The sequence below is a fragment of the Clostridium sp. AM27-31LB genome (assembly GCF_003480745.1).
In the GTDB taxonomy this organism is placed as follows: domain Bacteria; phylum Bacillota; class Clostridia; order Lachnospirales; family Lachnospiraceae; genus Butyribacter; species Butyribacter intestini.
This window is the reverse complement of the sequence record NZ_QUJS01000002.1, coordinates 92,298-112,974: the sequence shown is the minus strand read 5'-3', so window position 1 is coordinate 112,974 and position 20,677 is coordinate 92,298. Positions and strand designations below refer to the sequence as shown.

18 protein-coding genes are annotated in these 20,677 nt (G+C 36.5%); all 18 read right to left on the bottom strand.

Annotated features, from left to right (window positions below):
* Nucleotides 1-260: 260 nt before the first annotated feature.
* Complete coding sequence (locus tag DW721_RS04085) at nucleotides 261-1,448, bottom strand: FAD:protein FMN transferase (RefSeq protein ID WP_243035939.1); 1,188 nt, start codon at nucleotides 1,446-1,448, stop codon at nucleotides 261-263.
* A 210-nt stretch (nucleotides 1,449-1,658) separates the two neighbouring features.
* Nucleotides 1,659-1,859: a hypothetical protein gene (locus DW721_RS04080; protein WP_022014218.1), complete on the bottom strand. Its 201-nt coding sequence runs from the start codon at nucleotides 1,857-1,859 to the stop codon at nucleotides 1,659-1,661.
* Complete coding sequence (locus tag DW721_RS04075) at nucleotides 1,856-3,355, bottom strand: DNA methylase (protein ID WP_243035938.1); 1,500 nt, start codon at nucleotides 3,353-3,355, stop codon at nucleotides 1,856-1,858. The genes DW721_RS04080 and DW721_RS04075 overlap by 4 nt, the downstream gene beginning before the upstream one ends.
* A gap of 90 nt (nucleotides 3,356-3,445) precedes the next feature.
* Nucleotides 3,446-4,345, bottom strand: coding sequence for a HAMP domain-containing sensor histidine kinase (locus DW721_RS04070; protein WP_118744917.1), 900 nt, complete (start codon nucleotides 4,343-4,345; stop codon nucleotides 3,446-3,448).
* Between the two features lie 125 nt (nucleotides 4,346-4,470).
* Nucleotides 4,471-5,319: a hypothetical protein gene (locus tag DW721_RS04065; RefSeq protein ID WP_118744916.1), complete on the bottom strand. Its 849-nt coding sequence runs from the start codon at nucleotides 5,317-5,319 to the stop codon at nucleotides 4,471-4,473.
* A 157-nt stretch (nucleotides 5,320-5,476) separates the two neighbouring features.
* Nucleotides 5,477-6,382: an ABC transporter ATP-binding protein gene (locus DW721_RS04060; protein WP_118744915.1), complete on the bottom strand. Its 906-nt coding sequence runs from the start codon at nucleotides 6,380-6,382 to the stop codon at nucleotides 5,477-5,479.
* Nucleotides 6,383-6,566: 184 nt separating this feature from the next.
* On the bottom strand, nucleotides 6,567-7,247 hold the full coding sequence (locus DW721_RS04055; protein ID WP_243035937.1) for a response regulator transcription factor: 681 nt from the start codon (nucleotides 7,245-7,247) through the stop codon (nucleotides 6,567-6,569).
* A 126-nt stretch (nucleotides 7,248-7,373) separates the two neighbouring features.
* Nucleotides 7,374-8,858: an AAA family ATPase gene (locus DW721_RS04050; protein WP_118744913.1), complete on the bottom strand. Its 1,485-nt coding sequence runs from the start codon at nucleotides 8,856-8,858 to the stop codon at nucleotides 7,374-7,376.
* A gap of 17 nt (nucleotides 8,859-8,875) precedes the next feature.
* The gene (rfbD, locus tag DW721_RS04045) at nucleotides 8,876-9,796 is read right to left on the bottom strand and encodes a dTDP-4-dehydrorhamnose reductase (RefSeq protein ID WP_055942186.1); all 921 of its coding nucleotides are present in this window, start codon (nucleotides 9,794-9,796) and stop codon (nucleotides 8,876-8,878) included.
* A 396-nt stretch (nucleotides 9,797-10,192) separates the two neighbouring features.
* On the bottom strand, nucleotides 10,193-11,215 hold the full coding sequence (rfbB, locus tag DW721_RS04040; protein ID WP_022014226.1) for a dTDP-glucose 4,6-dehydratase: 1,023 nt from the start codon (nucleotides 11,213-11,215) through the stop codon (nucleotides 10,193-10,195).
* Nucleotides 11,216-11,231: 16 nt separating this feature from the next.
* On the bottom strand, nucleotides 11,232-12,128 hold the full coding sequence (rfbA, locus tag DW721_RS04035) for a glucose-1-phosphate thymidylyltransferase RfbA (protein ID WP_118744912.1): 897 nt from the start codon (nucleotides 12,126-12,128) through the stop codon (nucleotides 11,232-11,234).
* Between the two features lie 261 nt (nucleotides 12,129-12,389).
* The gene (locus tag DW721_RS04030) at nucleotides 12,390-13,574 is read right to left on the bottom strand and encodes a methyltransferase domain-containing protein (RefSeq protein ID WP_118744911.1); all 1,185 of its coding nucleotides are present in this window, start codon (nucleotides 13,572-13,574) and stop codon (nucleotides 12,390-12,392) included.
* A gap of 327 nt (nucleotides 13,575-13,901) precedes the next feature.
* Entirely contained in the window at nucleotides 13,902-15,203 is a 1,302-nt protein-coding gene (locus DW721_RS04025; RefSeq protein ID WP_118744910.1) for a 6-phosphofructokinase, read from the bottom strand.
* A gap of 197 nt (nucleotides 15,204-15,400) precedes the next feature.
* Nucleotides 15,401-15,625: an Ig-like domain-containing protein gene (locus DW721_RS04020; RefSeq protein ID WP_118744909.1), complete on the bottom strand. Its 225-nt coding sequence runs from the start codon at nucleotides 15,623-15,625 to the stop codon at nucleotides 15,401-15,403.
* A gap of 26 nt (nucleotides 15,626-15,651) precedes the next feature.
* Nucleotides 15,652-17,910: an ABC transporter permease gene (locus DW721_RS04015; RefSeq protein WP_118744908.1), complete on the bottom strand. Its 2,259-nt coding sequence runs from the start codon at nucleotides 17,908-17,910 to the stop codon at nucleotides 15,652-15,654.
* Between the two features lie 85 nt (nucleotides 17,911-17,995).
* Nucleotides 17,996-18,694, bottom strand: coding sequence for an ABC transporter ATP-binding protein (locus DW721_RS04010; protein ID WP_022013367.1), 699 nt, complete (start codon nucleotides 18,692-18,694; stop codon nucleotides 17,996-17,998).
* Between the two features lie 209 nt (nucleotides 18,695-18,903).
* Nucleotides 18,904-20,097, bottom strand: coding sequence for a phosphopentomutase (locus tag DW721_RS04005; protein WP_118744907.1), 1,194 nt, complete (start codon nucleotides 20,095-20,097; stop codon nucleotides 18,904-18,906).
* 142 nt (nucleotides 20,098-20,239) lie between these two features.
* The gene (cdd, locus tag DW721_RS04000) at nucleotides 20,240-20,653 is read right to left on the bottom strand and encodes a cytidine deaminase (protein ID WP_118744906.1); all 414 of its coding nucleotides are present in this window, start codon (nucleotides 20,651-20,653) and stop codon (nucleotides 20,240-20,242) included.
* Nucleotides 20,654-20,677: the final 24 nt, after the last annotated feature.

Below are 20,677 nucleotides of genomic sequence, written 5' to 3'. Positions count from 1 at the left end.
ATATTGTTATTTATTTTATAATTTTGTATCTTATGGTTTTGTATTTTATAATATTTTCTGTTATTCTGTTGTTTTCCCTGCAAATACGAAATAAAGTATCAATCCCTGTGCAACATTTTAGTCATAAAAAGATAATTAACAATACAATGTGCTTGTATATGGATATGGTATTATTGATTTTCTTTTTATGACAGATAGCCTTTCATTTTAATCATACATCAATTTCTCAATTTTAAACTCTGATTTTTATTCTTTGTTTTTCATTTTGCAATATCAAATTTAAAATTCGACTTAAATACTTTTTTTAACCCGTCTGTTATCGTTATATTTCCATTATCCTCCACGAGTACGGTATCAAATTCATTTTTATGCTCCCGCCAATAATCCAACGCTTTTTCTTTTCCCATGACAAATAATGATGTGGACAATGCATCGGCAAGCGTTCCGTTATCGCTTACTATCGTCACACTCTTAAGACCTGACTCTGCCGGATACCCTGTTTTAGGGTCTAATATATGATGATATGTCTTTCCGTTCTTTTCAAAATATCTCTCATATCCCCCCGATGTGATGACCGCCTTGTCTTTTACCGATACCACTCCGATATAATCCGATGATTTGTCGGGATTTTCGATTGCTATCTGCCAATCTGTTCCGTCAGTTTTTGTACCGAGCGCCTGAACATTTCCACCAAGCGATACAAGACCGGAAGTCACACCACAATCCTTAAAAATCTGCATTACACGGCTTGAAGTATAGCCTTTTGCTATGCCACCGAGGTCGATTTTCATATTTTTGCCAAGTTTTATACTGCTGCTTTTTTCATCAAATTCTATCTTAGATGAGTCTACATTTTTGAGAAGTTTAGAAATCTCTCTTTTTAACGGCACATTATATTTTTGTGTTGTAAATCCCCACTTTACCATCAGAGGATATATGCTTATGTCAAATGCCCCATTTGTTGTTTTATTTATCTTAAGTGCTTCTGAGACAATGTCTTTTGTGTCTTCCGAAAGTGTACCGCTGCCTGTCTGATTAAGTTTATATATATCACTTTCTTTTTTCTGTGCACTAAGCACCGTTTCAAGCCTGTTTATCTCATCCACTGCTTCATCCACAGCATTTTCAGCATTTTTACCATATGCTGTCACCGTCATATATGTATCCATCGCAAATATATCTTTTGATGCTTTTTTATTCTCATCACTGTTCTGGCAGGCGGTAAATGCAGCAATACATAATGTGAGCAAAAAAATCCCACCAAGTTTAAAATAAAACTTTCCTACTATCTTATGATATTTTTCTGTTTCATCTGGTGCTGTTTTATTGTATTCATGGCATGATTTTTGTGCTTTAAGTGATAGCTCTGACGGAAATTTTTCATATCCGCTCTTATATCCATCCATACTTTTCATTGTCTTAATCACTTCATCTCTATCTGTAGTCATATCTGTACCTCATCTTTCTATTTCCATCCTATTTTATCAACAAATCTTTTAACCGTCTTTTCTATTCCTTATCAAAATCCTTAATAAACTTTTTAGTTTTCTTGTTTTTCAATTTCATTAACAATCCTCATAGTTTTTTATTATCCTTTTTCAAAATCCTTAACAAACTTTTTATTTTTTTATTTCCTGTCAATATAATAAACAAACCTTTTATCTATTTTCCTCATCATAATTTTTTTCCACCTCCAGAGCCTTATTCCTGACCGCCTCATCATAGCCTTTCAATGCCGCAAATGAAGCAAACTGTGCCGCCCTGTCATGTATGCTCATCGGCATATGTTTCTTTGATAAGGGTCTTTCTAAGTCTATTATATCCTCATATTTTTTCCAGTCACCATTTTCAAGCATCATGCCCTGTGACCTCCTATCTGCCTGTTTCTTTCCATAGCCGTCGCACCTTCCTCAAGGTTCATACCTTTTAATATAGCATTTTTGCCGTATTTTTTCTTTACATCTATCATCGCTTTTTGCAATCTCTTTTCTTTTTCAAGCCTTAACTTTTCTTCCTGTTTCTGCTTTTCTAACTCTCCATAATCAGTAAAAAGGTCAAGCTGTTCAAAGTCTTTCTTTTCGACTACATCTTCCTGCCTTATAATGTGATTTGCAACTACATTCATTCGTCTTACAAGAAGGTCTTTATTTATTATATCATCATATAATTTTTCGATATGCTCCATTATAATTTTTGTTGATGAAGTCATTTTTCCGAGATTTGTCGTACCATGTGCGTGCTTTGGTATCTTTCTTCCATATCTGTCTACAATATATTCGCCTTTGTATTTTTTTCTTATCTCAGGATTTTTCAGATTTTCTATATCATACCCCACTGTAAGCACCATCTGGTCGGTCACAAGATCCTTTTCCACCAAATCAAGTACAAGCATATCTGTCATTTCCATAACGACGAGTTTAGCTTTTTTTGCATCATACGGACAGGTAAGCACCTGCCCCGAACTTATACTGTTGTTCTCAGGTTTATATGCTTTTATATCAGCAATGGTGCATGGTTCATACCCCCACGCATGGTCTATAAGAAGTTCTGCATTTATCCCAAACAATTTATAAAGAAGCTCCTCATTATAAAAATCACCTGCTTTTCCGACAGAACACATCGCCACATCTCCCATTGTGTAAATGCCGCACTCCGCAAGTTTTTTCGCATATCCCCTGCCGACCCGCCAGAAATCAGTTATAGGCTTGTGCGTCCACAATATCCTCCTGTAGCTTATCTCATTTAACTCGGCAATCCTCACACCATCCTCATCGGGTTTGATATGCTTTGCAACTATATCCATTGCGACTTTGCAAAGATAAAGATTTGTTCCAATCCCTGCCGTTGCGGTAATGCCTGTTTCCTTTAAAACTTCCCTGATAAGCATCATGGCAAGTTCTCTCGGTGTTTTTTCATAAGCCTTAAGATAAGATGTGACATCAATAAAAACCTCGTCCACTGAATAGACATGAATATCCTCAGGTGCTATATATTTAAGATAAATATTATAAATTTTTGTGCTGTACTCCATATAATATGCCATTCTCGGCTTTGCCACGATATATTCTACCTGCTCTCCTGTAGCCGCCTTTATCTCTTTCACTTTCTGCACAACTTCAAAAAGCCTCGCCCTCCCCGAAATTCCATATGCTTTCAGGGAAGGTGAGACTGCCAGACAAATTGTTTTTTCGGTTCTAGACTCATCCGCTACCACCAGATTTGTCGTAAGAGGATCAAGCCCCCTCTCGACACACTCAACAGATGCATAAAATGATTTTAAATCTATTGCTATATAAATGCGATTATTATTTTTGTCTGATCCGCCTTTATCAAAGCCCTCAAAACTCATCCTCATTTAACACCTCTCTTTTATCAGATTATGCACAGGCAGTCCCGCAATACTGTCACTTTGACACAGCATACAGGTAGTTTTGACCTGATAACATCACAACCTTTTAAAAAACAAACTTACCTTAAATATGTTATCATTAAGTTCTGCTTCTATTTTTCCACCCATTTCCTCTGTCATTTCTTTTGCGATTGCCATCCCAAGTCCTGTTGAAGTTTTGCTCCTTGCCACCTCCGCCTTATAAAACCTCTCAAAAATTCGGGATATATCAATTTCATCAGGTTTTGTCACCTCATTTTTAATCGTAAGTCTTATCTCATTTTTAATTGAGTTTAAACATATCTCAACCTTCTTCTCACCATGTTCCAATACATTTTTTATTATATTTTGCAAAATACGGTGCATCATCTGCTCATTTCCATAAAAATACAATTTTTCTTCGGTCAGCTTCAGCTCAGGTACAATAGCTTTTTTCTCCCACTCGTCAAAATAAGAAAATAATGTTTCCCTGACTATCTCACTCATGTCACATTTGTACAATTTAATATTATAAGTCTTATTCTCCAGTTTTGTAAACATAAATAATTCCTCAAGCATATCTGAAAGAGCTTTTATCCTGCCTTTTATCACTGAAATATACCGTTTGTTTTTCTCCTTATCTTCTGATTCTGACAAAAGCTGAAAATATCCGTCAAGTGATGTAAGCGGAGTTCTTATATCATGTGAAAGATTTGTATATATACATGAAATTTCATTTTCTTTTTTCTTCCACATCACACGCTCAGCCCTGTGATTCTCAAGCATTTCATTAAGTGCAGCTGCAAGTGCTTTTGATCCGCCTGCTTTCACCCGTATCGTTATCAATGCATTACTCCTGTTTTTTTCAATAAAATCAAGCTGAGCGGTGATATCCTTAATCTGACTGCGTAATGTAAAGTACATATATATAAATATACCTAATGTAATGATGAGCATTATAATTATTATTTTTTCCATTTATTTCCGACTCCTCCCTCCATTAACACAATCAGACATTTTCAAAACTCAGTCGTTCTTTAAATAAGTCAAGCAGATATTCGCAAACAACAAAACATATACTGAGTTTCACAACCACCTGTATATCATACCATATCTCTCTTTTCCACGCTAATTATTCCCACAAATACGGAAACAATGAAATATACAGCCGCAAATACTATGATGTTCCTTATCTGTGCCATGTCCATATTTGGAAGCATGGTGCTTATTTTTGTTGTAATTAGATATTTTTCCAAAGAAACCTCACGGTTTAAAAGCTTATATATTCCGGCGTCAATTCCCATACACGCCAGCTTGCCCATTCCAAATGACAGGCATACCGCTGCCGTCATGCTGAAAACCCTGCTTTTTGTTATTATTGCGATTGCCGTACAAACGATTACAAATACATATTGTAACAAAAACTGCGAAATAATAAAAGTAATATATTCGCTAAAGCTGCCTGCCCCAAAATTTCCTTTTGCAATAAACCATATTACTGACTGAACAACCAGCAATATAAGGTCAAACATAAAAATATATATAAATATAGCTGTCAATTTGGAAACAAAAAGCTGCCAGCGGTGTCTGACCTGTCCTCCGATGTTTTTAATATACCCGTTTTTATTTTCACTTAACGCAAATATCATTGTGAAAATAACACTAAAAAAGAGATAGATTCCCGATGACATAAAACAGCTGTATATCGTTAAAACATTCTGTTCAGTTCCAATAAGCTGTGAATCATCAACAGCTACCCCTAGTTTAACACTTTGTTCTTTGTTTTCATAGACAACAGTATTGTTGTCCTCTTTCGTATCTGTTTTGCCGAAATCAACCGGTGCTGCAGACAACAGCATGATTGCAACAGATACCATTGCAATTATATTTACAACATAAAACGACCTCATTTTAAACATTTTATATAAATCCATTTTTATTATATTAAACATAATAATCTCCATTTCTGCACAAATTTTGTGTTACACATATTTTGTGTTACACATATTTTTATCTTTTATGCTATATAACTTTGCGTCAGGTATGCACAGACACAAAGCCTGTATAGTAACACTTTTACTTCCCACACCACTGTTTATCAACGGCTTTCTAATCCGCCGTCATATTCAAAAAATAACTTTCAAGTTCTTCCTGATTTACTTTTATCTCTCTCGGACACACTCCTGAATTTACAAGTCTTTCATTTATATAAGCACTCTCCTCAAGTCTTTCATAAATGTAAATATGTGACTTATCAATGACTTCATAATCGTGAACTCCTATTTCATCAAGTGTGACAACTGCCTTTTTAGGCTCATCAAGCACCAGTTCAATACGCTTACTGCACTGCTGCATAAGCTGTTCCTGCGAAAGCTCCTGTAAAAGATTTCCTTTATGTATTATGCCAAAATCCGTACATACTTTTGAAAGTTCCTCTAATATATGACTTGATATAAGAATGGTAATGTTCCTTTCCTTAGCAAGTCCTGCAAGCATATCCCTGACTTCCACAATTCCCTGCGGATCAAGTCCGTTTATCGGCTCATCAAGTACCAGAAAATCAGGATTTCCAACCATTGCAAGAGCTATGCCAAGACGCTGTTTCATACCAAGAGAAAAATTCTTTGTTTTTTTCTTTCCGACATCTGCCAAGCCTACCATATCAAGAAGCTCAGAAACATATTTTTTATCACTTATCCCAAAAAGCTTTGCCTTTATCATAAGATTGTCATATGCTGACATATTTATATAAAGTCCCGGTTCTTCAATAAGACAGCCTACCCTTGACCTTACCTTTGACAACTCTTTTCCTGAATATCCAAATAACGAATAATCACCCGATGACGGAGTAGTCAGACCACTTATCATTTTTAAAAAAGTGGTCTTACCGGCACCATTCCTCCCAATAAAACCATAGATACCTCCCCGTTTTATATGCATATTGATTTCATCAACTGCCTTATGTTTCCGAAACTGTTTCGTTAATGCGTGTGTTTCTAATAAAATATCACTCATAATAGTTTTTCCTTTCTATTTTTATTTTACAACATTTATTTTAAGAGCCATTTCATAATAAAACGCTAAGAAAAAGTAAAGAAAAAGTAAAGAATTTATATTTTCCCATAAAACAGTAAAATCAAAGCAATAAGCCGTAAATCTGCCGGCTAATGCTTTGATCTGTTTGTTTCTGCACATATATTTAGTCAGCAAAGCGATATCCGATACCCCATACCGTCCGGATAAACTCTTTGTCAGTTATCTTTTTTATCTTTTTGCGAATGTTACTTATATGCACATCGAGTGTTTTTGTCTCTCCCATGTATTCTTCCTGCCACGCATATGTAAAAATTGCTTCTTTGCTGAATACTCTTTTAGGATTTTGTGCAAGCAGCCTTAAAATTTCAAACTCCTGCCTTGTTAATTTTTTAAGTTCTTTTCCCTCTATCCATATCTGATGTGTTTTTATATCCAGTTCAAATCCATCAATTTTTATTTTCTCATCCTCTTTTTCATTTCCTGCATGACGAAGCTGTATCTTCACCCTCGCCAAAACCTCGTCGATATTAAAAGGCTTCGTTATATAATCGTCTGCTCCATTTGTTAAGAGTTCAAGCTTTTCGTCCATTCCGTCCTTTGCAGTAAGAATTATAACAGGTATATCTCTATCTTCCCTTATTCCTGCAAGCACTTCCTCCCCTGACATTCCCGGAAGCATAAGATCCAGAAGTACGAGTGCCGCATCTGTTCTTTCAAGCTGCAACAAAGCCTCAGTCCCTGAAAATGCCTGTATGCACACATACCCCTCACGCTCAAGAGCCTCTTTGAGCAGATTGTTTATATTTAAATCATCCTCCGCTATCAATATATTTTTGCTTTTCAATCTAACAACATCCCTTCCATATATGAATAATAAATATAACTCGGATTGATATAATACACGCTGGAGTTCAAAAAATAAGACTGTATGGAAACATAAAATTTCCATACAGCCTTATTTTAAAACATCCTAAAACAATCCGTCAACCATCTCTTTAGTAACAGTAACGCTCTCCACCTTATCGACCTCTATCTGATAAAGTGTATTTGCTGCAATATGCTCTGCTGCCTGTTCAAGATCTCGTATTCCTGTCGTGTTTGAGAACTTATCAACCACTGCTGCTACTGCCTCAGGTGTAACTATACATTCTTCGTTTCTCATACCCATTCTTTTAAGAACCTTTGGCATACAGAAATTCTTGAAGATAACCTGTTTCTCCTCTGCCGTATAATCAGGTATATCTATTACTGCAAATCTCGACATCAAAGGTGCACTTATCTTTGATTTGTCATTTGCCGTGGCTATCGGATAGACACCGACTGTCGGAACCATACATTCTATGTAATTGTCAGTAAATCCGATATTGTCAAGGAGCGTGAGAAGTACATCCGCCGGATTTCCATGACCTTTGTTTGATGTTGCCTTGTCAAGCTCGTTTATGATAAATACAAGATTTGACTCTCCTGCCATCTCAAACGCATCTATAATGATACCTGATTTTGCATTTGAATATATTCTTGAACTTCCCGTAAGCTGTTCCGGGTCACTTATCGAACTCATATCAAGTGTTGTCCATGGAAGTTTGAGTATTCTTGCAACCGCATATGCAATCTGTGATTTACCTGTTCCGGCAGGTCCTACAAGCAATATTCCGTATGCCGGAAGTGTATGCGTACGGTTTATCTGTACTATCGTTTCTATGATACGCTGTTTTACTCTCTCCATTCCATAGAGTTCTTCATCGAGTATCTTTCTTGCCTCGACAATATCTATCGTTTCAAAGTAATTGCTTTTCCACTTTATGTTCATCATGATAGATAATGCTCTCTGTGCGTGCCGTCTTTCCTCCGGAGATACTTCGTGCGATTTTGCTACCGCAAGGTTTCTTCTCGCCCACAGTCTGATATTATCAGGAAGTGTTGCCCCCGCACAGTTGATAAAATCGGTAATACTCTGAAGGCTTGTCAGCTTCATTCCATCTCCGCTCTCGTCTTCCTCCTCGTCATTTACGACCTTTGAAGGAGCATCACTCGCAAAAAGTCTTTCTATCATATATTGGAGGAAACCATCCTCCGCAGATAACTTTGAAGTATTTCCGTGTGCAACTTCGCTTATCTTATAAACAGCATATCCCTCAGCCGTATTTTCGCCTGAAAGCCTTACATTGATATGGCTCTCTCCAAGCCATTTGAGCAGACTTACAAATCTTGCATCAACCTTTAATATATCTGAAACTTCAACTCCGTTTTCCTCGTTAAATTCAAATGTTGTACGCTTTATAGGATTGGTAAACATACCAAATGAATGATGTTTCCACTGTTTATTTTTATTATCAATAACTAATATCGGTTTTTCCGGCGTGGCACTCTCCTCGCTTGACATAAATATCTCGTATGTGCATACCGCATTTTTCTTTTCTTCATCAGGTACACTGTTAAAATCAAATACAGGCATCATTTTCTCCTCTCGTATTAAAATTCGATTTCCTTTAAATAACGCTCAACTGCATCCTGCCATGTCGGAAGCGGCTTAAATCCATTCTTAACAAGTTTGCTCTTGTCAAGTCTGCTGTTAAATGGTCTTGCGGCTTTTGATACACCGTACTCTGCCGTTGTAACAGGACTTACCTGAACTTTTTCTTCGCTGTACTCAGTTCTGCCAAGTTTTACTGCCTGTCTGAATATCTCCTTTGTAAAATCATACCAGCTTATATAACCGCCCTCATTTGTAGCATGATAATAACCATACTTGTCAGTTTCTATCATATCGACAAGAAGCCTTGCAAGGTCAAATGTATAAGTTGGTGTACCTATCTGGTCATTCACAACAGTAAGTTTGTCATGTGTCTTTGCGACATTGAGCATTGTCTTTATAAAGTTTGAACCGTTTTTTCCAAATACCCATGCTATTCTTACTATAAAATATTTATCTAAGATGCCTGATACGGCAAGTTCACCCTTAAGTTTTGAACTTCCGTAAACATTTAAAGGCTTATAATCCTTGCAGTCAGGCTCCCACGGTTTTTCTCCCTGACCGTCAAACACATAATCAGTGCTTATATACATCATAGGAACATCAATCTCTTTACATACTTTTGCTATATTTTCTGTTCCTGTTGAATTGATTGCAAAAACTTTTTCCTGCTTGTCCTCATCTTCTGCCGCATCAACCGCTGTCCATGCCGCACAATGGATAACCGCATCGGGTTTGATTTCTTTGATATTTTTTGAAACTGCATCACCATCTGTTATATCCATCTGCACATAAGGTGCATCAATAGATGTAACCTCAGCTAAAATATCACTTCCAATGCCTTCATGACCACGCTTTGCAAGTTCATTCATCACATCAAAGCCGAGCTGTCCACCGACACCTGTAACTAAAATTTTCATGTCTGTTACCTCACTTTATAATATTACATTTTCATTTTTTATAATGTTTACCCAGACTCAACCGGTACTTAAAATTGCTGCATTATTATGCAATCATCACTGTTTTTCCAATAGATGACAATTTATATGTAAAAATACATTTCTATCTGTTTCCTAACATACTGCATCACTTTATATTTATTTACAGGGATGTATGCTTAATATCACACATCCCTGTCTTATTTTTTATCAAGCTCTTTGTAAATTCTCATCCTCTTGAATTTCAGCCAAGAAACATTTTACTCTTTCAGCCTTTGATTATTTTCCTGACACTATTTCAAAAAGCTACCTTTATTTTCAGCTTTTGATTATTTTCTTAACCTTAATCCAAAAAGTATCCTTCACTTTCAGCTTTTTTTACTGTCTGTTTCCGTACATCTTCTCGTAGTAATTCTGATATTCGCCTGAAATGATAGTCTCCCACCACTCTTTGTTATCAAGATACCATTTTATTGTCTTCTTTATTCCATCTGCAAATTTTGTTTCAGGAAGCCAGCCAAGCTCATTGTGAATCTTTGTAGGATCGATGGCATAACGCATATCATGTCCTTTACGGTCAGCAACATATGTGATAAGGCTCTCAGGCTTTCCAAGTTCTTTACAGATTATCTTAACAATATCAATATTTGTCATCTCATTATGACCACCAACATTGTAAACCTCTCCTACTCTGCCATTGTGAATGATAAGGTCGATGGCACGGCAGTGATCCTCAACATAGAGCCAGTCACGCACATTTTCACCTTTTCCGTAAACAGGAAGTGGCTTATCATTGAGTGCATTTGCAATCATAAGAGGTATAAGTTTCTCCGGGAAATGGTATGGTCCATAATTGTTTGAGCAACGGCTTATCGTTACAGGAAGTCCATAAGTTCTGTGATAAGCAAGTACAAGAAGATCTGCTGAAGCCTTAGATGAACTGTAAGGACTGCTTGTATGTATCGGTGTCTCCTCTGTAAAGAAAAGATCTGGTCTGTCCAACGGAAGATCTCCGTAAACTTCATCTGTTGATACCTGATGGTATCTCTTGATACCGTATTTGCGGCACGCATCCATGAGTACGGCAGTACCCATAATATTTGTGCGAAGGAATACCTCCGGGTCCTCGATTGAACGGTCAACATGGCTCTCAGCCGCAAAGTTTACTACCATGTCAGGCTTTTCTTCCTCAAATAATTTATAAACTGCCTCACGGTTAGTTATATCCTCTTTTACAAATCTAAAATTAGGATTGTCCATAACCGGTGCAAGTGTTGATAAATTACCTGCATATGTAAGACAATCAAGACAGATTATACGATAATCCGGATATTTATTTAACATATGAAAAACAAAGTTACTTCCAATAAATCCTGCTCCACCTGTTACTATAATAGTCATTTTAGTTCTCCTTTTATCAATATAAATTTTCCTGGTATTTTCCGTCAAGTACATCTTTAAGGTACTGTCCGTACTGGTTTTTCTTTAAAAGTTCATATACTTTTAAGACTTCCTCTTTTGAAATCCATTCGTTAAGATATGCGATTTCCTCAAGGCAGGCAATCTTTCTGTGCTGGTGCTGTTCAACCGTCTTTACAAAGTTTGTTGCTTCCACAAGACTCTCATGTGTACCTGTATCAAGCCATGTAAATCCCTGTCCTAAAAGTTCAACATTTAAGCTGCCTTTTTCAAGATATATACGGTTGAGGTCTGTTATCTCAAGCTCACCTCTCGCCGACGGTTTGAGGTTCTTTGCATACTCTACTACCTTATTGTCATAGAAATAAAGACCTGTCACGCAGTAATTACTCTTAGGTTTCTCAGGTTTTTCTTCAATGGAAACAGCCTTTCCATTTTTGTCAAACTCAACGATACCAAATCTCTCAGGGTCGTCAACATAATACCCGAATACTGTCGCACCCTTTCCTCTCTCAGCATTTTTAACTGCCTCGTTAAGACGCTTTTTAAGACCGTGTCCCGCAAAGATATTGTCTCCGAGTACCATAGCAACATTGTCATCACCGATAAATTTCTCACCGATTATAAATGCCTGTGCGAGTCCGTCAGGACTTGGCTGTACCTCATATGAAAGATTTACGCCAAACTGATGACCATCGCCTAAAAGTTCTTCAAATCTAGGTGTGTCCTGAGGTGTTGAGATAATAAGAATATCTCTTATTCCTGCATTCATAAGCACTGACATAGGATAATAAATCATCGGTTTGTCATATATAGGTAAAAGCTGTTTACTTGTTACTCTTGTAAGCGGATAAAGTCTTGTACCTGAACCGCCTGCTAAAATAATTCCTTTCATAATGTTCCTCCTAAATTAGTAAATTATACGAATGTTTTAATTGTGATTACATTATAAAAGGTGCCCTAAGGGCATATGCAAGTCTTTTTTTATTTTTTATATAATTTTTATATTTTATATGCTAAATTTTCTATATTTATATGTATTTTTATCATATATTATCTAATTTTTTCAGCTTCTCGACAGTTTATTCCTTATATTATCATTTATTTTTTCTTTCTTCTTGCCTTTTTCAAAAACATCTCTTACTTTAAGCCAGATTTATTTTTTCACGGCACGAAAAACCCCCGCCTCTTTCGTTACATCAAAACCGTACTTTGTCTTTTTCTTTACAAAAGACACAAAATCATTGTATCTGTCAACTATAAATCTATTCTGGTTTCCATGGCACGAAAGAACATACGAGATAAGAGACTCCGGTTTTGTCACCTCAAGATAATCCTCATATTCAGACCATGAAACATCTGAAAAAAACTTTTCAAGTATCTTGCCGCCGTTTTGTTTACCAAATTTTTCATAAAGTCTGTCAGCAGACAAAACTATCCTGCTGTCGAAGTCACTTACAAGCATACTTATCTCTTTCATGTGAGCATTTCCGTAAGTGCTGCCAACAAATCTTCCGCCCGGTTTTAAAACACGCTTTATCTCACTGCACACCTTTTCTAAATCCTCACAGTAAAAAAGTACATGGTTTGCAATAACTATGTCAAAACTCTCATCTGGTGCATTTATATGATGTGCATCCATGACTTCAAACGAAAAATCATTTTCAATATCTTTCATTGAACGCCTTACATCTCTTATCATACCGTCAGAAATATCTGATAAAATAACATTTATCTTTTCAGGTATCTTTTCCCTGTTCATCCTCCACAGCGAGGCATCTCCGCAACCAAGTTCAAGCACATTTTCACCTGATTTAAGCTCACACTGCTCAAAAAGCCACGGAAACCAACCCTGCTTATTTTTTGAAAATTCCTCATGAAGATTTATCCTTGCCGAGATATTTGATGAGTTCTGATACTGGACTTTAAGCTTGTGTTCCATTTCATTTACATTTACAAGCTGCATCATCTTGCTCCAGTCAACATTTTTTTCCTGCTTAACTGCCTTTGACGCATCAACTAATACCGTCTTTATAAGCTGCATCTGTTCTATTTTTTCCTCGATAAGACCAAGCTGCATATGAAGTGACTCTGAGAAAAAATGCTTATCTGAATTTCTGACTGTCATTTCCTTTATATCAGCAAGAGAAAAACCAAGATATTTAAGAAATAATATCTGTTGTAGTCGTGCAAAATCTTCATCCGAATAAAATCTGGCTCCACTGTCACTTACAAAAGACGGTTTAAGGATATTGTGTTCGTCATAATACCTTATCGTTTTCTTTGTAACATGAGCTTTTTTTGCAAATTCACCTGATGAATAATATCCCTCTTTTTTCATATTGCTCCTTATTTCGTATTAAGTCATGTATTTTCTATACTTTTTCGGCAATTTCACTTTTTTACAGCATTTGAAAGCGTTCTGTAACTTATGCGGCGTAACATATCCTAAAGTTTCTGAACTATATTTACTCAGTAGGCAACTACCTGCTTCTAAACTTGCTGAAACAGCAAACATTGATAATAATAGTATAATACTTTACACCTTATTTTGCAATAATGAAAATTTCCAGCTCCGTTTCCATACACAACAACCCCCTTATACCGCAGAAACTCACTCGAAATGCCCTTCTCACAGTATAAAGGGGTTGTTATAATTATTTTTCAGTTAATCCATATATTTCGTGTCCTGCCACAAATGATCAGGCAGTCCGTTTTTGTAAGGGAGCATTATCTCACCATTTATAAGCGGCTTAACATACTCAAGCATATTGTCCGTCACATTATTATGAGCTTTATTTATCCACTCTAAAGGTACTTTCTTTTCTACATTCGCAATGCTTTTTAGGTCTGCATATTCAATAACGGACCTGTATGGTGCATCGGATATTCTTTTCAAAACAGGGATAAAACCTGTATTGCCCTCTATCGCATATTTTACTCCGGCAATTCCAAGCTCATAGGCTTCTCTGATATCCGTCCCTGCTGCCATATGTGCTGCACATCGTTGCATGATATTGATTTCAACACTTCTGCATTTTATATGAAGCTTTTCCTTCACCAGAAACTCAAGAGTTTTTGCCGCACCACCAAGCTGATCATGACCAAAAGTGTCTGAAGTACCTGCATTGATATAGTTTCCGTCACTGTCATGTATCCCTTCTGATACTGCAACCATAACGCAATTTGATTTTTTCAGCTCATTTTTTACATCTTCGATAAATTCATCCTTATCAAAATCCACTTCGGGGAGATATATAAGCTGCGGCAGCTCGTTGTATTCATTTCTCGCAAGTGCCGCAGCACCCGTAAGCCATCCTGCATTTCTTCCCATCAGCTCTATGATAGTCACACACGGAATGTCATATATTTTTACATCATGTGCCATCTCCGCTATTGATGCCGCTATATATTTTGCAGCAGAACCATATCCCGGAGTATGGTCAGTGTGCGGAAGATCATTGTCAATAGACTTAGGAATACCTGCAAATCTTATATCAGAGCTTATGCTTTTTGCATATGCTGACAGCTTATTTACGGTATCCATGGAATCATTTCCGCCAATATAGAAAAACATACCGATATCATTCTTGTCCAATATAGCAAAAATCTTCTCATAAAGCCGTGAATCTTCTTCATAAAACGGAAGTTTAAAACGGCATGAACCAAGATACATCGACGGAGTGACTGCAAGCCTGTCTAGCTGAGATTTTGGACACCACGCTTTTTGAACATCATCATTGCCTGATGTCACGATATCACTGATACTGTCATTGCCTGCTTTTACATCATTTTCAAATATCGAGAGGTCTATAAACCTTTCATTTAATACACCCAAAATCCCATTGGCTGCTCCAATTATCCTCTCATATTCACCAGACCTCGCAACACCTGCAATAACTCCTGCAAGCGATGCATTGATTGCCACTGTCGGACCTCCTGACTGTGCAACTAAAACTCTTTTTCTCATAATGCTATTTGTTCCCTTCTGATTTTTTATACAATATGCAGAAACAACTTACAAACAATATAGTCATTATCCGCATATTGTAAAATTTTATCCCGAAAGCATTATACTCCTTTATTTTCATTTGAGAAATCTAATTTTCATAGTAACAAATAACTGTTTTTTAATGTATTTTTGTCAGACAGCTCCTTTACCGACTTTTATTTAGCTTTTAATACATTAACGCTGACTTTTTTCTTTATGCCATTATGTGTAATGCAATAAATCACGCACTTCCCTTTTTTCTTTCCGGTCACCTTTCCTGCCCCTGTTACAGTTGCAACATTAACATTCGATGAAATAAATGTTATTTTCTTTCCTTCAAATACAGGTGTTTCGTCTGCTTTGTCACCTTCAAGTGTCTGTCCCCACTTTGCATCATCCATCACAAGTACCGCCTTTTGAATTTATCTTATTCTACATTTTTAAGTGCATCACTCTTTGGTATCTTCTTTATTTTTATCATCTGAATGACACATACCGCAAGATAGCTGATAACACCCATAACAAACATTTTAACATAACAACTGTCTGATATGATATAAGGAATATAACCTGTCATCTGCGTATATAGATATGAACTAAACATCCAACGCATAATGACATTTACTATAGGTATCGACAAAAGCAGTGATATAACCACCACCGCAAAAGTGGTAATGATATAAAGACCTCCTATCTCCATGTCCAAATATCCTAGTATCTTTGTGAGTGCTATTGAATTACTGTTTTTCTCTATTATCTGTTTTGATAACAGATACATTAGAAGGATAAACATTATAACACCAAAATACTTTATCAGATCCATAAAATCACCCATCGACACTTTCATCTGTGTTGACACTTTTCTTAAGTCCTTTACTGTGATTATTCCCGCAACATAATCATCGTCTATATCCTTTAATTTTTTATTGCTGAAATACCCACTATAATAATCATCATCCTTATCAAATTTTTTTATAAAAGTATTTCTGTTCATAAACACCGATATAACGGCATCATATTTATATGAGCCCGCAACTTCAAACTTATATTTCTTGTTGCTGTAAGGGTCTTTAAGTTCTATTTTATCTCCTTTTTCTATGCCGAATTTATCCATATACCCATTTGACACATAAACCTTTTCGTCAGGTATATCCGCTTTAACATATTTGCTGTTATCTGATATTCCGTAAATCGTTATATCATCTTCCATATATTTTCCCGGAAGTGTCTTTAAACTCTCCACACAATATTTTTCTGCCCCTGGTACTTTTGTATCAGCAGGTGCTTTGAGTATATACTGGTAATCAGCTATTATACTCTTTCCGACAAGTTTTGAATAATCATCAATAAGTGGTCCGAACATCAGACTGAAGATAACTATTACCGCCGCAAATAAGATACCTGCAAACAGTGTTATGTAGTTTGATATATTCTGGAAAACAACCCTCAATCTGAATCGGTGCATAAATGGTATCTTCGTGTTTAATCTCACCGCTTTTCTTCTCGTCTTTTTAGAAAGTTCCCTGCGTAAAAATTTAAGCGGTGAAATCCTTAATTTTGATGCTAATACAAAATAATTTATGATAAACATTAGTATCACCGGAATAACAGTCGTATCTATAAATGCCTCAGCATTCCATAAAGTATTGTATGTCGGCAGACTGTAACTGTTATAATACATTGATGCCATATATTTTACCATAACGGTATATCCCACGACATTTCCTATTATAGAAGATATAAGTGTAACTATTACAGGATTTATCATATAATGTCTTACGATTTCTCCTCTGGTATATCCTGATGCCCTTAAAGTGCCTATAACACCAGCCTCTTTAACTATTGTATTTGAAGTCGTTATGGCAAAGACAAATGCAAGTATCGCTATTACGATATAGTCAAATAAAATAAACATTGCCTTATCTCCGCCCATATCATCTCCGGTAAAGTTTATTGCTTTATTTTCACAGCGAGGTATATAGGAAGTGACTGCAGCTTTTTTCGCCAGACTTTTGAGAAAATCATCAGACATATTTTTCTGTTCCTTGTCACTTTTTGGCTTCTTGTTATATCTCATGGCATAACAGTAATTTAACTTACTCTTTTTAAGCTTTTTAATACCTGAATCCGTCATCGAAGCCACACCGAAATTTACTGAATCAAACATCATATCAGCGTTATCTTCAAACAGACAACTATAATCAGGCATTGCCACAAAACCTGTTATCTTATAATCTTTATCTCCTATTTTTATATTATCACCAACTTTATAATCATTGTTTTTTGCAAAAACTCTGTCAAGTGTAATCTCGTCATCAGTTTTTGCAAGCCTGCCTGACATTATACAAAGCTTATTTACTTCTTTCCTCTCACCATATACTCTTATGGTCGCATTTCTCTTTGACTCCTTTAATTTATAATACCTCTGGTCATAAATCCTGACTTTATTATCGTTTTCAAGCTCTTTTATCGTTTCGTCAGACATTTCGTCTGCCGTCACGAAATCTGCATATTCCACATTGTATTTTTCAAATCCCTTTTCATATGCATCATATACGCTGTTGTCAGCCACCAAAAAACCAGACACAAGACTGATAAGCATAGTCATAAACAAAAAGATAACAAGATACTTGCCTATATCTCCTTTTAACTCTCTCGGAAGTCTTTTTATAAGTGGATTTCTCATATTAAGCCTCTTTTCTACACACTTTTTGTGCATATTAAGTTTGTGTCAAGTGTGCACAGACACAAATGTTGTGCGTGCTGCCCCTTTACCATTCAAGTTCCTTAGCCGAAATTTTATTTTCATTTTTATAATTTTTTCTTATCTCGCCATCCCTCAATGTGATAACCCTGTCAGCCATATTTTTAATCGCATCATTATGAGTTACGATTATTATGGTATTTCCATATTTCTGATTTATACTCTCTATCAGCTTAAGGATTTCCTTAGATGTATTGTAATCAAGTGCCCCGGTCGGTTCATCACAGAGGAGGATATCCGGATTTTTTATTATCGCCCTGCCTATAGATGTCCTCTGCTGCTGTCCGCCTGAAAGTTGATTTGGAAGCTTATGCCTGTGCTCGTAAAGCCCAAGACCTTTTAATATCTCATCTGTATTCATAGGATTGTCGCTAAGATAGGCACCTGTCTCGACATTTTCCTTTATGTTAAGGTTTGGTATAAGATTATACATCTGAAAAACATATCCGAGATGCTTTCTCCTGTATCTTGTAAGCTGCTTTTCATTCATATCCTCAATCTTATCACCGTTTATGGCTATATAACCGTCATCGGCATAATCTATCCCTCCGATGATATTAAGAAGCGTAGACTTTCCCGAACCTGACGGACCAAGCAGAACACATATCTCACCCTTTTCAATCTCTATGTCAATTCCTTTTAAAACCTCAACCCTGCTTTCTCCCTCTCCATAATGTTTTCTGATATTTTTAATTTCAAGAAACATAATATCACTCCTTCCAATACAGATACTCTCTGTATATTTTTTCATTTTTTATTTTGGGAACCTTTTCATATGAATAATTGTTCATATGAATATATGTATCATATTTTTATGCATATGTCAATAGATTACAACAAAAAAGTTAGCATACACTAACACTCTATTAGTATATGCTAACTTTAATTAGTTATCAATATTTAATTTGACTTTTTCTATTTTAATCTATCAAGCACCGATGTCCCGATAGTGCCCTCAGGCATTTCTACACCAAAGTTCTCTGCGACTGTTGCTCCGATAACGGCAAATGTATCTGTCTCAGGCAGTCTGCCATTTCCCTTAAACGATGAGGAATATGCCACAAACGGCACTTTTTCTCTCGTGTGGTCTGTCCCCTTATATGTCGGGTCATTTCCATGGTCTGCCGTTATTATGAGAAGATCATCTTCCTTGAGTTCATCAAGCAATATGCCAAGATTTTTGTCAAACTTTTCTATCTCTTTTGCATAGCCGACCGGATTTCTCCTATGACCCCAAAGTGCATCAAAGTCAACAAGATTTACAAAACAAAGACCTGTAAAATCTCTTTTTGCTATCTCTATGGTCTGCTCCATACCGTGAACACTTGATTTTGAACGATTGCTCTCGGTGATGCCCTCTCCTGCAAATATGTCATTTATCTTACCCACTGATATAACATCAAGTCCTGCATCCTTAAGTGAGTTAAGAACAGTGCGTCCTGTCGGCTTTAAAGCATAATCATGCCTATTGCTCGTTCGCACAAACTCACCTTTTTTACTGCCTGTATATGGTCTTGCAATAACTCTTCCGACACGCCACTCGTCTCTCATAGTAAGTTCTCGTGCTATCTCACAATATCTGTAGAGATTGTCAAGCCCCATCGTTTCTTCATTGCCGCATATCTGCATAACCGAATCAGCAGAAGTGTAGACTATCAAAGCTCCTGTCTTTATCTCCTCCTCACCAAGTTCATCCAATATAACAGTGCCGCTTGCGGCTTTATTTCCTATTATCTTTCTGCCTGTTCTTTTTTCAAGCTCTGCGATAAGTTCCTTTGGAAATCCTGTTTCGGTAAATGTGATAAACGGTTTTGTGGTGTTTATACCCATCATTTCCCAGTGTCCTGTCATGGTATCCTTGCCATTGCTTCTTTCATTCATCGCAAAATAATATCCGAGTGGCTCTTTTACCGGTGCGACCTGTTTTAAAATCTTAAGATTGGCAATCCCCAGTTTTCTGAAATTAGGTATGTCAAATGTTTCAACGGACTGTGAAATATGTCCAAGTGTATCTGCTCCTGCATCATCAAACTTTGCCGCATCTGCCATTTCACCAATACCCATTGAATCAATAACTATCGTAAAAATCCTCTTATATTTAAAACTCATACTATCCCTCATTTCTGAACAACTCACCACGAAGTTGTATAAATACTATTTGTTGTTTGGACAGCAGTTAATCATGTTTTAATAATGCCATTATATTAAATCTGCTCTGCGTTACCCGCCTGAAAGCCAGTGACATGATGCACTACTCAAGATTTTCCGGTCCAAATCCCTCCGGAAGTATATCTTTTAATTTGATAACTTTTATGTCTCCGGCTGAATTCCCAAGAACTATCTCAAACTCCTCAGGGTCACAAAACTCCATCATAACCTGTCTGCATACACCGCATGGCGAGCAAAAATCATAATCTTTTTCACCCTCTTTTCCACCGACAATGGCGATAGCCCTGAAATCTCTCTCTCCATCACTTACAGCCTTAAAAAATGCTGTTCTCTCCGCACAGTTTGACGGTGTGTATGCTGCATTTTCAATATTGCATCCTGTGTATATTTTTCCTCTCTCAGTTAAAAGTGCTGCTCCCACCTTAAAATGCGAATATGGTGCATATGCTGAATGTCTTGTCACCGATGCCATTACTAAAAGTCCTTCTGCGTTCATAATTATAAGTCCTCCATTTTTTCA